Annotated in this window: 14 protein-coding genes; 4 read left to right on the top strand and 10 right to left on the bottom strand. The window is 63.2% G+C overall.

What is annotated here, in order from left to right:
- Positions 1-205: 205 nt before the first annotated feature.
- Together CBM2588_RS23370 and CBM2588_RS23375 are read right to left on the bottom strand one after the other, a co-directional pair.
- A complete protein-coding gene (locus tag CBM2588_RS23370; RefSeq protein ID WP_012356329.1) occupies positions 206-925 on the bottom strand; it encodes a GntR family transcriptional regulator in 720 nt (239 codons plus the stop codon).
- Between the two features lie 269 nt (positions 926-1,194).
- Positions 1,195-2,172: a 2-dehydropantoate 2-reductase gene (locus CBM2588_RS23375; RefSeq protein ID WP_115682708.1), complete on the bottom strand. Its 978-nt coding sequence runs from the start codon at positions 2,170-2,172 to the stop codon at positions 1,195-1,197.
- A gap of 173 nt (positions 2,173-2,345) precedes the next feature.
- Between CBM2588_RS23375 and CBM2588_RS23380 the strand changes: the two genes are divergently transcribed.
- The 3 genes from CBM2588_RS23380 to CBM2588_RS23390 all read left to right on the top strand — a co-directional run bounded on the left by CBM2588_RS23380 (position 2,346) and on the right by CBM2588_RS23390 (position 5,653).
- Positions 2,346-3,110, top strand: coding sequence for a TerC family protein (locus tag CBM2588_RS23380; protein ID WP_115682709.1), 765 nt, complete (start codon positions 2,346-2,348; stop codon positions 3,108-3,110).
- Between the two features lie 107 nt (positions 3,111-3,217).
- Positions 3,218-4,831, top strand: a complete 1,614-nt coding sequence (locus tag CBM2588_RS23385) for a glucan biosynthesis protein (RefSeq protein WP_115682710.1) — start codon at positions 3,218-3,220, stop codon at positions 4,829-4,831.
- A 129-nt stretch (positions 4,832-4,960) separates the two neighbouring features.
- Positions 4,961-5,653, top strand: a complete 693-nt coding sequence (locus CBM2588_RS23390) for a GntR family transcriptional regulator (RefSeq protein WP_115682711.1) — start codon at positions 4,961-4,963, stop codon at positions 5,651-5,653.
- A 37-nt stretch (positions 5,654-5,690) separates the two neighbouring features.
- Here the strand turns inward: CBM2588_RS23390 and CBM2588_RS23395 are convergent, their stop codons facing one another.
- Both CBM2588_RS23395 and CBM2588_RS23400 read right to left on the bottom strand, forming a co-directional pair.
- The gene (locus CBM2588_RS23395) at positions 5,691-6,566 is read right to left on the bottom strand and encodes an EamA family transporter (RefSeq protein WP_115682712.1); all 876 of its coding nucleotides are present in this window, start codon (positions 6,564-6,566) and stop codon (positions 5,691-5,693) included.
- Positions 6,567-6,782: 216 nt separating this feature from the next.
- On the bottom strand, positions 6,783-6,968 hold the full coding sequence (locus CBM2588_RS23400; protein ID WP_062802878.1) for a hypothetical protein: 186 nt from the start codon (positions 6,966-6,968) through the stop codon (positions 6,783-6,785).
- A gap of 606 nt (positions 6,969-7,574) precedes the next feature.
- Here CBM2588_RS23400 and CBM2588_RS23405 point away from each other — a divergent pair.
- On the top strand, positions 7,575-8,183 hold the full coding sequence (locus CBM2588_RS23405) for a TetR/AcrR family transcriptional regulator (RefSeq protein WP_172581824.1): 609 nt from the start codon (positions 7,575-7,577) through the stop codon (positions 8,181-8,183).
- 112 nt (positions 8,184-8,295) lie between these two features.
- On the opposite strand, the gene CBM2588_RS23410 is transcribed toward CBM2588_RS23405, so the two are convergent.
- The 6 genes from CBM2588_RS23410 to CBM2588_RS23435 form a co-directional block, all read right to left on the bottom strand.
- Positions 8,296-9,459: an alpha/beta hydrolase family protein gene (locus CBM2588_RS23410; protein WP_115682714.1), complete on the bottom strand. Its 1,164-nt coding sequence runs from the start codon at positions 9,457-9,459 to the stop codon at positions 8,296-8,298.
- A gap of 345 nt (positions 9,460-9,804) precedes the next feature.
- Positions 9,805-11,475 carry a GMC family oxidoreductase gene (locus CBM2588_RS23415; RefSeq protein ID WP_115682715.1) on the bottom strand — a complete coding sequence of 557 codons (1,671 nt, stop codon included), beginning with the start codon at positions 11,473-11,475 and terminating at the stop codon, positions 9,805-9,807.
- A gap of 61 nt (positions 11,476-11,536) precedes the next feature.
- Positions 11,537-11,821, bottom strand: a complete 285-nt coding sequence (locus tag CBM2588_RS23420) for a YciI family protein (protein ID WP_115682716.1) — start codon at positions 11,819-11,821, stop codon at positions 11,537-11,539.
- Positions 11,822-11,833: 12 nt separating this feature from the next.
- Positions 11,834-12,142 (bottom strand): Dabb family protein, encoded by a 309-nt coding sequence (locus tag CBM2588_RS23425; protein WP_115682717.1) that lies wholly within the window; start codon positions 12,140-12,142, stop codon positions 11,834-11,836.
- A complete protein-coding gene (locus tag CBM2588_RS23430; protein WP_115682718.1) occupies positions 12,139-13,020 on the bottom strand; it encodes an intradiol ring-cleavage dioxygenase in 882 nt (293 codons plus the stop codon). The genes CBM2588_RS23425 and CBM2588_RS23430 overlap by 4 nt, the downstream gene beginning before the upstream one ends.
- 36 nt (positions 13,021-13,056) lie before the next feature.
- A complete protein-coding gene (locus CBM2588_RS23435) occupies positions 13,057-14,025 on the bottom strand; it encodes a sugar ABC transporter substrate-binding protein (protein WP_115682719.1) in 969 nt (322 codons plus the stop codon).
- Positions 14,026-14,035 lie beyond the last annotated feature (10 nt).

Consider the following 14,035-nt stretch of genomic DNA (forward strand, 5'->3'; position numbering starts at 1 on the left):
TGCGACGCAGCAGAGAGCTGCCATCCAGACGCGCAAGGCATAAAGACCGGCGTTTTCAGTAGCGGGATGGCATAAAGGCGGCTTGCCTTTTCACATTGATATATCACACACCATTTAGCGAAATGGCGTCGTGCAAGCAAACACCGTCGAAAAGCAAAACGGCGGACCGAAGTCCGCCGTCTCTTGCACCGGATTGCCGGCTGCTTCAGTCCAGAAAATCGCAGTGCTTCTCCACGTAGTCCGCGAGGTCCAGCGAATGCTGCCGCACCAGCCGCTCGGCGAGTTCGGTGTCCCGCCTCTCCAGCGCCTCGATGATGCGCAGGTGGTCCACGATCGAGCGTGCCGCGCGGTCGCTCTGCGAGATCGTCATCTTCCGGATCGCGCGCACATGGATAAAGATGTTGCGGATTGTGTCCATGATGATCTGCGATTTGGACAGCTGCACGATCGCCTGGTGGAACGCGATATTGGCGTCGGAATACTCTTCGATATGCTCGGCCGGGGTGGAGTCACGGAAGCTGTCGAACATGCTGCGCAACTGCGCGATCTCGGCGTCGGTGGCGTTCTCGGTGGCCAGCCGGGCCGCCATGCTTTCGAGCGCGGCCCACATCTGGATCATCTCGACGATCTCGCGCTTGGTCTTGCGCATGATGTAGATGCCACGTCGCGGTACCGTGCGCAGGAAGCCCTCCTGCTCCAGCAACGTCATGGCCTCGCGGATCGGCGTGCGGCTCACGCCCATGGCCTCGCTCAGCACGCGCTCGTCCAGCCGGATCTCGTCGCGCGACTGGTAGATGTCGGCGTCGGCAATGGCCTGCCGCAACATGGCGTAGGCCTGGTCGCGCAGGCTGGCGCCGGCGTTGATCGGTTGTACCGACAGGGACAGCCCGTTGGGCTGGACGATGGATTGGCTTTGCGCAGACATGGATGTGCTCGTGTGAGACCGGCGGCCGGGCGGCCGGAATGGCTGCCCGCCGCATTGCTGCACAGCTTAGCAAAAACGCCCGATCCATTATGAAAGCGCATCAAACGATGCGCAGTCCACATGCATCGGCACAGAAGCGGTGCGCGGCCTGTCGTATATGGTATATCACAATCGCCCTGCCTTCGGACTTTGCAAGCCGGGCGTGCGTCACGTTGCGTGCCCGGCTCCCGCTGCGGTGGGACGCCCGACCCCGAGGCGTCCCGTGCTGCTCAGGCGGCCAGCTTCGCCATCGCATCGCGCTGCTTGATCAGGCCCAGTACGGCGTCGCACATCGGAGTCGGCGCACCCACCAGCCGCCCCATTTCCTGCACCACCGTCAGCAGCGGGTCGATTTCCATGGCCCGCCCCGCCTCCAGGTCCTGCAGCATCGAGGTCTTGTGCGCGCCGACGGCGCCGGCGCCGTTGATGCGCCGCTCCACGTCGACGCGGAACTTCACCCCGAAGCGCTCGGCGATGCCCTGCGCCTCCACCATCATCTGGCGCGACAGCGCGCGCGTGGCCGGATCGGCGGTAATGACGTCCAGCGTGGCGTGGGTCAGCGCGCTGATCGGGTTGAAGCACAGGTTGCCCCACAGCTTGAGCCAGATCTCGTCGCGGATATTGTCGCGCACGGGAGCATCCAGGTCGGCGGCCATCATCATTTCGCTGAGCCGGGTCACGCGCGCGGAGCGGCTGCCATCTGGCTCACCGAGCGGAAATTTCTTGCCGTAGACATGCTTGATCACGCCCGGCGCGATGATTTCCGCGGCCGGATAGACCACGCAGCCGATGGCCCGCTCCGGGCCCAGGCGTTGCCACTGGCGCCCGCCCGGATCGACGCTTTCCAGCGTGCGCCCGGCCAGATCGCCGCCGTGCTTGTAGAAGTACCAGTAAGGAATGCCGTTGACGCCGGTCACGATCGCCGTTTCGGGACCCAGCAGCGGCTGCATCTGGTCTACTACCCCGGGCACCGAATGCGCCTTGAGGGTGATGAACACATAATCCTGGTGCCCGAGCTCATGCGGATCGCTGGTGCAGCGCACCCGGGCGACGCGCTCCTCGCCGTCGATCAGCAGCTTGACGCCGTGCTCCTGCATCGCCGCGAGGTGGGGTCCGCGCGCGACGAAGCTGACCTCCGCCCCGGCGCGCGCCATTTGCGCGCCGACATAGCCGCCGATCGCTCCGGCGCCGTAGATACAGACTTTCATGCTGCCTCCTTGATGGCTCGATTGGATCTTTTGATATATCACATACTATATTCCATAGCAGCACATGGCAACCTGAGCCGGCACCCTTTATCTTTATGTGACAGGCTGCGCGGCCAAGCGACGCTGCGCTAACATGAAGCCTGCATGCGCCCTCCCATCACTCCGGAGCCTTCATGGAAGCGACGTTGGCATTGCTGCAGGATCCCGCCGCCTGGGCGGCACTGGCCACGCTGGTGGCCATGGAAATCGTGCTCGGGATCGATAACCTGATCTTTATCTCGATCCTGACCAACAAGCTGCCGCTGGAGATGCGGGAGAAGGCCCGCAAGATCGGCATCAGCCTGGCGCTGCTGATGCGCCTGGGCCTCCTGGCTACCATCGCCTTCATCGTCACGCTGACCCAACCGGTCTTCAGCGTGCTGGGCCATGGCCTGTCGTGGCGCGACCTGATCCTGATCGGGGGCGGCGGCTTCCTGGTATGGAAGGCCACGCGCGAAATCCACCAGCACGTCAACGCCGCCGAAGAAGCCGCGGAAGGCGGCACGGCCACGGCAGTGCACAGCTTTGCCTCGGCCATCGGCCAGATTCTGGTGCTGGACCTGGTGTTTTCGATTGACAGCATCATCACCGCGGTGGGCATGACCGAGCACGTGCAGATCATGTTCGTGGCCGTCATCGCGGCGGTGATGGCGATGCTGTTCGCGGCGACGCCGCTGGCCAACTTCATCAACCGCAATCCCACCATCGTGATGCTGGCGCTGGCGTTTCTGATGATGATCGGCATGACGCTGATCGCCGAAGGCCTCGGCACGCACGTGCCGAAGGGCTATATCTATACGGCGATGGCATTCTCGGCGGCGGTCGAGGGGCTGAACATGCTGGCGCGGCAGCGGCGGCGCCAGCGCCGCGCGGCGAGCGAGGTGCGCGAGATGCCGTGAGGCACCGGCGCCACCCGCTGTAACAGAGGGTGTCCGAACTTTTCCGCGGCGGCGGCGTCTTTTACAGTTCTGCACAAACCCGGACAATAAAAGGACGCTTTCGCCACATGATGAATCGCCGAACCCTGCTGGTCTCTGCCACCGCCTCAGCCGCGCTTGCCGCCCTCGGCATTACCCCATCGGTACTGGCAGCCAGCCGGATCAAGCTAGGCGAGGCCCAGCCGTTCGGCTTCGACGCCCTGATCGACCGCGCCCGCGCGCTGGCCGGCAAGCCTTACGCGCCGCCGCCCGCGCCACCGGCAGACGTGCTGTCCCGCATCGACTACGACGCCCACGGCAAGATCCGCTTCCGGACCGAGGACGCGCTCTTTGCCAGCGGCCCGGGCCAGTTCCCGGTCACGTTCTTCCACCTCGGCACCTACTTCCGCAGCCCGGTGCGCATGCATGTGATCGAGCGCGCCAAGGGCGGCACCGGCAAGGCGCGCGAGATCGTCTATGACGATGCCTACTTCGACATGCCGGCGGACAGCCCCGCGCACAAGCTGCCGCCGGGCAGCGGCTTTGCCGGCTTCCGCTTCCAGGAAAGCCGCCTGGGCGACCAGAAAACGCGCGACTGGCGCAAGAACGACTGGGTGGCCTTCCTCGGCGCCTCGTATTTCCGCGCCATCGGCGAGCTGTACCAGTACGGCCTGTCCGCGCGCGGCATCGCCATCGACGTCGCCGAAGCGGGCAAGCAGGAAGAATTCCCGGCCTTCACCCACTTCTGGTTCGAGACCCCCGAGGGCAACAGCGACACCGTCATGGTCTACGCGCTGCTGGACGGGCCCAGCATTTCCGGCGCCTACCGCTTCGTCATGCAGCGCGCCAAGGCCGTGATCATGGATGTCGAATGCGTGCTGTTCCTGCGCAAGGACGTGGCGCGGCTTGGGCTGGCGCCGCTGACCTCGATGTACTGGTTCTCGGAAAGCATCAAGGGCACCGCCGTCGACTGGCGCCCCGAAGTGCACGACTCCGACGGCCTGGCGCTGTGGAACGGCGCCGGCGAGCATATCTGGCGCCCGCTCAACAACCCGCCGCAGACCACCGCCTCGGCCTTCTCCGACGACAACCCGAAGGGCTTCGGGCTGCTGCAGCGCGACCGCCTGTTCGACCACTACCAGGACGGCGTCAACTACGACCGCCGCCCCAGCCTGTGGGTGGAGCCGCGCGACGGCTGGGGCGCCGGCTCGGTGCAGCTGGTGGAGCTGCGCACCGACGATGAGATCCACGACAATATCGTCGCCATGTGGGTGCCGAAGGCGCCGGCCAAGGCCGGCAACACCTACCGCCTGCGCTACCGGCTGCACTGGGCGGCCGACGAGCCCTACCCGTCGCCGCTGGCGCGCTGCGTCGCCACGCGCCTGGGCAACGGCGGCCAGCCAGGCCAGCCGCGGCCCAAGGGCGTGCGCAAGTTCATGGTCGAGTTCAAGGGTGCGCCGCTGGAGAAACTGCCCTTCGGCGTCAAGCCCGAAGCCGTGCTGACCGCCTCGCGCGGCAGTTTTTCCTATGTCTTCACCGAAGCCGTGCCCAATGGCGTGGCCGGGCACTGGCGGGCCCAGTTCGACCTGACCACCGAGGGCGCCCAGCCGGTCGACCTGCGGCTGTTCCTGCGCCTGAACGGCAAGCCGCTGTCGGAAACCTGGCTGTACCAGTACCACCCATTCCAGTCGCCGGCGGGCTGACGCCCCCGGCGGCGCGGGGCTGGCGCCGGGCCAGCCCCTTTACCCCGTATTGCGACACCGTGATGTCAGGCGGGCGCGAGCGGGTATGATGGCTGGCTACGACAGTTACACCGCATCCGCCAGCCTCACATGATTGCTCAAGAGTTCAACGGCGCCGCCGACAGCGGCCAGGCTGCATCGCTCCCGCGCTCGGAGCGCGCCTACCAGCAGCTGCGCGCCGCCATCCAGGCCGGCCAGCTTTCCCCCGGCACGCGGCTGCGCGAGGTGGAACTGGCCGAATCGCTGGGGTTGTCGCGCACGCCGGTGCGTGAAGCGCTGTCCAGGCTGGAATCCGAGGGCCTGGTCGTCAACGAGCCCAATCGGGGGATGATGGTGACGCAGCTCGATGCCAGCATGGTCAGCGAGCTGTACGTGATGCGCGAAGTGCTGGAGGGCACCGCCGCCGCGCTGGCCGCGCGCCACGCCACCGACGTAGAGATCTCGCTGCTGCGCGATATCGTCGAGCGCGACCTCGCCATCGCCGACGATCCCGACCGGCTCGCACTGAACAACCGGCTGTTCCATGAGACCCTGCACCGCTGCGCCCACAACCGCTACCTGCTGAAGACGCTGCGCTCGCTGCACGAGTCCATGGCGCTGCTCGGGCGCACCACGCTGGCGGTGCCGGGGCGTGCGCGCAGCTCGTACGAAGAACACATCTCGCTGGTGGAAGCGCTGGAACAGCGTGATCCGACGCTGGCCGAGCAGATCGCGCGCCGGCATATCCAGCAGGCCTACAAGGTCCGGCTGTCGCTGTGGATCCAGGAGCAGTCGGGCCGCTGAGCGGGATTGCGCAAGCGCCCGCGGCGGCGTGGCGCGCTCAGGCTGCCTGGGTCCGCGCCGCGCGCAGCGTGCCCAGGCTCAGCACCGTCAGCGCCACCAGGATCAGCACCACCGCGCCCAGCGTCTGCGGCGCGATCTGCTCGCCGCCCAGCCATGCGCCCATGGCCAGCGCCACCGGCGGGTTCACGTAGACATAGCTTGCCGCCAGCGTCTGGCTGACCGTCGAGACCAGGTACATGTAAGCGGAGAAGGCTACCAGGGACCCCGCCACCACCAGGTAGACCCAGGCCCAGCCGGCCTGCGCGCTGACGGAAGACGGCCACGGCTCCTGCCGCAGCAGCGACAGCGCCATCAGCACCGCGCCGCCGATCACCATCTCCGCGGCAAACGCCGCCGCCCCGGGCGGCAGGTCGAGCCGGCGCGCCAGCTGCGAGCCGAAGGACCAGCTTGCCACCGCCAGCAACAGCGCCACCACCCCGCCGCTACTGACCTGGAATTCCGCGCCCGCGGTCAGCACCAGGATGCCGGCGCTGCCAATGGCGATCGCCACATACTCGAACCACTTCGGCCGGTTGCCGAAGCACGCCCCCCAAATCAGCGCGAAGATCGGCATCGACCCGATCATCACCGTGGTGGCGCCCGAAGAAATCGTCTGCTCGGCGATGGCAGTGAGTCCCATGCCGCCCACCAGCAGAAACAACGCCGGCACCGCGCAATGGCGCAACTGCCGCCCCGACGGCATCGGCGTGCCGCGCCATGCCAGCCACGCACTCAGCAGCAGGCCCGCGCACAGGAAGCGCGTGCCCATCATGAACAGCGGCGGAAAGCTCTCCAGCGTAAAGCGGATCGCGAGATAGGTCGTGCCCCAGACCACATAGGTGATCAGCAGGCACAGCAGCACAAGCGGGGACATGGGCGCACGGGACTCCGGAAAGGCATCCAAGATAGCCCTGTCCGCCGCGGCGGCAAAACGAAAAGCACTGGCAAGCCTTGTGAGAGTTGCTCACAAAGCACTCCAACGCCGCAGGCAAAGCAAAACCGGCCGCGTTCACCCGGGCGGGCGCACGTATGGCCGGTTCTTCAACGCAGCCCGGAAGGGCCGCAACTACCGTACTGCTAGTGCCAGCGATCAGCCGTTGGCGTAAACCACCTTGGCCTTGCGGGCCTGGCTCTGCAGGCGCTCGATCACCGATTGCACGGTGGCGATGGCGCGCTTGACGTCGTGGGCGAAGCCCAGGCTTTGCGTGCCGAGCTCGCGCTCGATGAGTTGGCGTTCCAGTTGATCGGTCAGCTTGATATCGGATTGGGTGTTCATGGCGTCCTTCCTTTTCGGGATTACCCTTATGGGGTTTTCCCTGATTGTAGCAAAAGAATTGTCGCAATGCAGCATTAGGTGAAAGTACGTATGCCCGCTCATGGTTAAGTGATGCTTGCAGCATGGACGTTGCGGGGATCAGGTGAACCTTGGCGTCCGAAGGGATAGCTGCCGGGCCAGGCGTGGCGGCGCCGTCCCTGGCACCGCGGCGCCGGATCTGCTGGGCGACATGTTCCATGACGGCATTGATTTTTGACGGCATTCCCACCACTGGGTACCAGTCGCCGGCAGTGGCAAAGGCCGGCCGAACCGCAGCGAGGAATTCACGCGGCGATTGGCAGCCCCTGCGTGCGAGCCAGTGATCTCGGTATCGAGATTGGCCCGGGAGCACGGGCTGCAATCGATATCGGGTCTCGTTAGCTGTACAATTGACCCAAATTCTTTCGAAAGCCGGTCAAAAGAGGGCCGTGGAAGTCGATAGCTCAGATACCGATGAAAAATTCACCGAGTGCTGCCACAAGCGAGCGGACCAAGCCAGCCGCAGGTAGCGTTCCTGGCGTCATTCGGACCAATACGAGGAAGGCTGGGGACGCGACGCGCGATCGCATGCTCGATGCCGCGGAGGCATTGTTTGCAAGGAACGGATACCACGGGACCTCGATGCGGGATGTGGCAGAGGCAACCGATACCCGGATTGCTCTGGTTACGTATCACTTTGGCACCAAGGACGTTCTCTTCAACAAGGTTATCGAACGTCGCGCTTCCTATATGGCGCATCAGCGCATTCTCGCCCTCGATGCAGCACGAACTCGCGCAGGCGACAATCCTGTCCCGCTCGAAGACCTGATTACCGGTTACGTTTATCCGTTCGTGGAACGGAGTTCGCACGGAGGACAGGGCTGGAAGAACTATTCACTGCTGATCTCTCGCGTCTCCAATTCTCCCGATTGGGCGAAGTTCATCAGCGACCACTATGACCCCATTGCGCGTCAGTTTGTCGCTGAATTCCGCCGGAGTTTGCCAACAATCCCCGAAGAGGATATCTACCACGCCTTCAGCTTTATGGTTGGCGCGATGGTTGCCCTGGTGTCGGAACCTGGAAGAGTCGAGAGCCTTTCGCTGCGCAAGTTCAAATCCACCAACCTGGAACAGGCTTTCAAGTGCATGCTCCCGTTCCTGGCCGGCGGTTTTCGGGCGCTCGTTGACAGATCATGACCGTCTTGCCTGGCGGGTCCCGCAGGGGCTCTCACCGGGCATCGCTACAGGAAGTTCTGCGAGGCCGCGGTGAGGGTTCTGCATCAATTTGATATGCAGCGACGCTTGCACGTCATGACTTGGCGGCACGGTTTGCCGCGAGTACATCGGCAATCCAGTCCGCCATGTAATCCGTTGCAAGACTCATGTTGCCGATGCTGCAGTGTTGCTCGCCGCCCTCCTCGGCCGTGAAGATCCGCAGTTCGCGACGCGGGCTGTTGATGCAATCCTCATAGGTCAGATACGCCGACTCCACCGGAACCTGACGATCCAGCTCGCCGTGGTTGATAAGAATCGGCACGCGGATACGGTCGAGAATCCCTTTCAGGGTGAAGCCGCTGGCAGTATCGAGACATGCCTCCACTGATTGCGCGCCAAGCACCCATTGCACGTGCTCAACAAAATGCGGAACCGACTTTTGCGTGCCCTGACCTTCCAGCCGCATGCGGAAGCGCTTGCCGAAGTCGTAGTTCGCCCCCCAGGCGACGCAGCATTTGAAGCGCGGCTCGAATGCGGTGGCGCGCGGTGCATGATAGCCGCCCATACTCAGCGCAATCATGCCAATTCGATCGCGATCTACCTCCGGGCGACGCTCAAGATAATCGATACACGCCGCAGCGGGAACCTCAGCTTCCGGGAAGTTGTGCAGGCCGTGCTTGCGCAACGCTTCTCCGACTCCGGGATTGTCGACGATCAGCGTAGAGATGCCGCGTTTTGCCAAAGCCGCGGGGAAGCCTGACATAAACAAAAATTCTTTGACGCCATCCAGGCCATTGAAGTGCACCATGCAAGGTGCCGGCGTTGCGCCTTCTGCCTTGACCAGCAAAGCTGGCAATACAGCGTCTTGGTAGGGAACCATGACGCGCTCACAATTCACGTGGCCGAGCTCCACATACTTTGCAAAGTAATGGAGCATGCGGTCATACGCCTCCAGACGAGGCGGATAATTGTGGTGCGGCATCCGCTCCGCGGTGATGAGCATGATCGCCGCGCGTCGGTACTTCTCCGACGCCGTCAGGCCATGCCCGGCTTCTTCGTCGCCCGCGGCGCTTGCAGCCAGCTTCTGACCCGCGTCATCCCACGCGTGAAAAAACGCCTGGGCCGGGTCCATGCCTTCCGGAATTTTTCCATCGCGTAGCGAACGGGATGCCCGGTCGATCTCATCCATGTTCGCGCCCATATCCAGGGCCATGGAAAGCGACAGGTTCCAGGGGTAATCCGAAAAGTATTCAAGCATCCTCTACCTCTACTGTTTCGACAACAAGCCATCAATCTGTGAGTCTGCGCAGTAGCTCCACGGTGAAATCTACGGCGAGCGACAGACAACACACAAATTATCTGTACAGATGACCAAATTGGTATACCTAGGGATTACCCGCTGCAGCCAGACAACGCAAAGCCAACTCGTCGAAGTCGAGACCAATGGCCATTCAATATACCGACGAAATCCCGTCGATATCGGCATGGATCCCCGGTTGCATCGCCCCTCAAGGCGGGTCGAACATTGATGAAAATCCGTGTTTAATTGGTCATATGTACAGCTTGCAACTTGCCTGTGTCATCCGAATGGCAGGAATCCGCATCAAACGCGGGCCTTGATCAGGTCAGCAGCCCTCTCTGCCACCATGATGGTTGGCAGGTTGGTATTCGCGCTTGGCACCGACGGCATGACCGAAGCGTCCACGACACGCAGGCGCTCAAGGCCGATGACCCGGCAATGCGCATCGACCACCGCGTCCGGGTCACTGGCATTGCCCATCCGGCAAGTAGACGCCACATGTCCCATGGGTGCCACCGCGCCGAGAATTTCATCGTCCGAAAGGCGCCGCTGCCCCGCCCGATTCGCGATCCATTTGCCCGGCTTCAGTGCCCGGCCAAGCAATGCACGCGAGACGAAGCCCGGCGAGTTCAACGCAACCTTCGCTCCCAAGGCAAGCAGGTGCCCGCGTACACCGCCTCGATTGAACTGATTCGCCGCCATCACCGGAGGCAGAATAAAGGCGTCGTGGTAGCAAGATGCGAACTCAGGGGCGGCCAGCAGCATTTCGACCAGCCGAGCCGCCTGCAGCATCCGGGGTGCATCACGCGGGTCGTCGAAGAACCGAAAGTCGATCAAAGGGGTGACATCCGGATCCGGCGATGCCAGGCTGACACGGCCGCGGGAGAACGGCGCATACAGGGCGGCACTGAGCATGGCGAGATCGGTCCCGAAACCGCGCGGTCCGACCCGGCCCAGCAAGGAAAGGAACAGGTCACCATCGGGACTCTCCGCCTGGCCCGACGAGTGCCTCAGCCCGGCGCAGGCAAAGGTGCGCAGCGCCGCGGACTGACGCGCATGGCGCGGCATGGTCATCGCGAACTGCAGATAGGGATGGTTCTGCAGATGGCGTCCCACGCCTTTGAGATGAAGCCTAGGTGCAACCCCCAGTGCCCGCAGGCATTCGGCATCGCCAATACCGGAGCGCAGCAGGATCGCAGGCGAATGGACACCACCCGCGCAAAGGATAATCTCCTCGGCAGCGACACGGGCACGCTCCCCTTTGCTGACGTAGACGGCGCCGGTGACCCTGCCACCGTCGATCTCGAGGTGGTGGACGGTGGCATCGGCCAGGATGGTCAGGTTCGGCCTGGCACGGACTTCCCGGGTCAGATAGCACGATACCCCCGAGGATCGCTTGCCACCGCTTGCAGCGTAAGGCATGGCGAAGAATCCACACCCCGGCTCCTCGTTGATGTCGTCGATAGTCTGAAACCCTCGTGCGTTGAGCACCTTCTCAGCTGCGGCCGCAAATCCCGGCCACTCCGGGCGCGGCGGGCGGCGGATCACGAACGGGCCCGATTGACCGGGTCCAGGTCGCCTGCCGACATCCCCCTCGGCGCGCCGGAAGTAAGGCAGAACATCGTCCCAGCCCCAGCCCGCCGCCCCGGTTTTCACCCAACTGTCGTAGTTGGCCGGCAGTCCCCTCAGCGTCCACATGCCATTGATGCTCGAGCCCCCGCCGAGAACCCTAGCCTGGGGATAGGGGTATTCGTCGCCGTCGGAGCGCCGACGCGCGCGCAAGTCCTTCCAGAAATAGGCCGGATTCAGCGACGCGCTCGGAAAGTCGTCATCGATGTCCGAAGGCACGGCATCCGGTCGGATGTCGGGTCCCGCTTCGAGCAGGCACACCGTAGCCGAGGGATCTTCCGACAATCTCGCCGCGAGCACTGCGCCGGCCGTCCCGCCGCCGATGATCAGGTACGTTACTTTCACTGCGTTCCAGCCAGGATCAGGCTGCGCGACACGTCGGGTTGCGCAAGCCTTCGTTAAGGGTTTATCGATTGTCGACGCGCTTGTTGAATGCATGGATGCTGACTTGCTGCCAGAGTCCGGCGTGCGCAAACGGGTCATTGGCGTTAAAGGCTACGGCATCCCCCTTGTTCTCTGCCTCCACGAGGAAGAACGAGCCGATCATGGTTTCACCGTCATCAGCAACGAGTGGACCAGAGATCAGTGTCTTGATGCGGGCCTGTGCAAGATAGGCCTTGTGCGCATCGTAGTTCGCCAGGCGCAGGGACAGCGCATCCGGCTTGTCGACGGCATGAATGACGTAGAACATTGTTACTTCTCCTTAGTTGGCAATGTAATCAACCTGATATCGGGCGATCCGCAAGTCACCGAGTTCGCGCTTGACACGCTGGTGCTCAGGGTGGCTTGCATAGTCTTCCAGCGCGCTGCGCGAAGCGAACTCTGTATAGAGAACGACATCGCACGCATAATCAACGCGGCTTGAATCCACGCCGATCTCAAGGTGCAGAAGTCCGGGAATCCGGCCGCGCAGGCTCTCGAAGGCGGACTTGAGCCGCGCCACCGCGGAACGCTTTTCGCCCTCGCTGTCGCCACGCAGGTTCCACATCACGATGTGCTTGACGATGGTCACGGCTTCCTCCGCGTCTGGTCGGTCGCCGGATTCAGTACAAAGTCGAAATCCAGCGTGTAGAACGGCGTAGCCGATTGATCGCCATCCGGCGTCGTGCCGGCCGCATGCTCTACCCAGTCCGCGATCAGCGAGGACCGCACACCGAACACCGCATCGCTATCCAGATATTCACCGCCCTCCCGGAATACATGCGTGACCAGCGTCTCGTAACCGGGGGCCGATACCATGAAGTGCAGGTGCGCTGGCCGCCAGGGATGACGCCCCATGGCATCAAGCATCCTGCCAACCGGTCCGTCGTGCGGAATCGGATAGCTTTCCGCGACGATGGACTTGAAGTGGAAATGTCCGGTCGCGTCGGCTACCAGTGTCCCGCGTCCCTGGACATGCCCTTGCGCGAGCTGGACATCATAGAAGCCTTCGGAGTCCGCCTGCCACACCTCCAGCTTTGCACCGGGAATCGCTTCGCCAGAAATCCCGCGGACCTGTCCGCTCACGAAGCAGGGTTGTCCGGCCATGCCGTTGCCGACGTCCGCGCCAAGCTCGTATTCGGGCGCGTCATCGACATAGAACGGCCCGAATACGGTTGCCTCGGTGCAGCCCTGGGGCTTGCGGTGATTCTGCGCGGTGACCAGCGTCGACAAGCCAAGGGTATCGGAAAGCAGGATGAACTCCTGCCGCGTCGGCGAACACGTCTGCCCCACCTCGGTCAGGAACCGGATGCCGGCGGCCCACTCAGCTTCAGTCAGCCTTGTTTCGCGGGCAAAGGCATGAAGGTGCTGGATCAGGCTGGTCATGATTTCCCGGAGCCTCCTGTCCTTCATGTCGATGTTGCGCGCCAGTACCGCCTGGGTAATGGTCTCCTCATTGAGGTTGCGCATGATGGTTACTCCTGAGTTGCAAGATAAAAAGGGGGATCAGGTTTTGCTAACGTCTTCCCAGCTGGGGCAGGTGCGCTTGTCAGCAGGAATATCGAGTGCCTGAAAGTTGGACTTGTCGATCACGGTGGCCGGCAGCACGATTTCTTGCCGGACCGGCAGCCCTCGCAATTTGCGGATCGCGGTCATGGTGCCAAGGCAGCCCTGCACAAAGCCGTTGTAGTCGCCGGTCGCCAGCATCGTGCCATTCTTGATCGCGTCGATCGCTTCCTTGGTGCCATTGATGCCGGAAACCAGAGCCTTGCGATTGGCGCCTTGCAGCGCCTCGATCGCTCCGATCGCCATCGCGTCGTTCGCGGCGAAGACCGCGTCAATCTGCGGATATGACTGCATCAGGTTTTCCATCACCTGCAGTGCCTGCAGACGCTGGTAGTTGGCAGGCTGCGACGCCAGCAGCTTGATGCCTGGGAACGACTTCAGCGCCTCTTTCACCCCGCGCACGCGATCGATGCTGGTGGCGGATCCCTTGACACCTTCCAGCAGGATCAGGTTGCCCTTGCCGTCCATGACCTTGAACAGATGCGTCGCGGTCTTCAGGCCCAGTTCATAGTCGCTCGCGCCGACGAATGCGACGAAGCTGCCGGAGTCACTGCGATCCGTCACGTTGACGACCGGGATGTTCGCAGCATTGATCTTCTTCACGCCCGGCCCCATCGCCTTGTAGTCGACCGGGACGAACACCACGGCGTCAGCCTTCTTGACGACGACGTCTTCGATCTGGCTCATCTGTTCCGGAATGCTGTCCGGCTTGGTAGGGATGTAGTGCGTAGTTTTTGCATTCATGCCCTTCGCCGCCGCATCCGCACCCTGCCGCAGCGCCTGGAAGTATGGATTGGTCTGGTTCTTGGTAAAGACCGCAATCCGTTCACCGTCCGCATGCGCCGCCGTCATGGCGAGCATGCCGAAGCTGGCCAGGGCCGCTAACTGCTTGAGATGTCGGGTATTCATGAGATGTCTC

This window comes from Cupriavidus taiwanensis, assembly GCF_900250075.1.
Lineage (GTDB): Bacteria > Pseudomonadota > Gammaproteobacteria > Burkholderiales > Burkholderiaceae > Cupriavidus > Cupriavidus taiwanensis_C.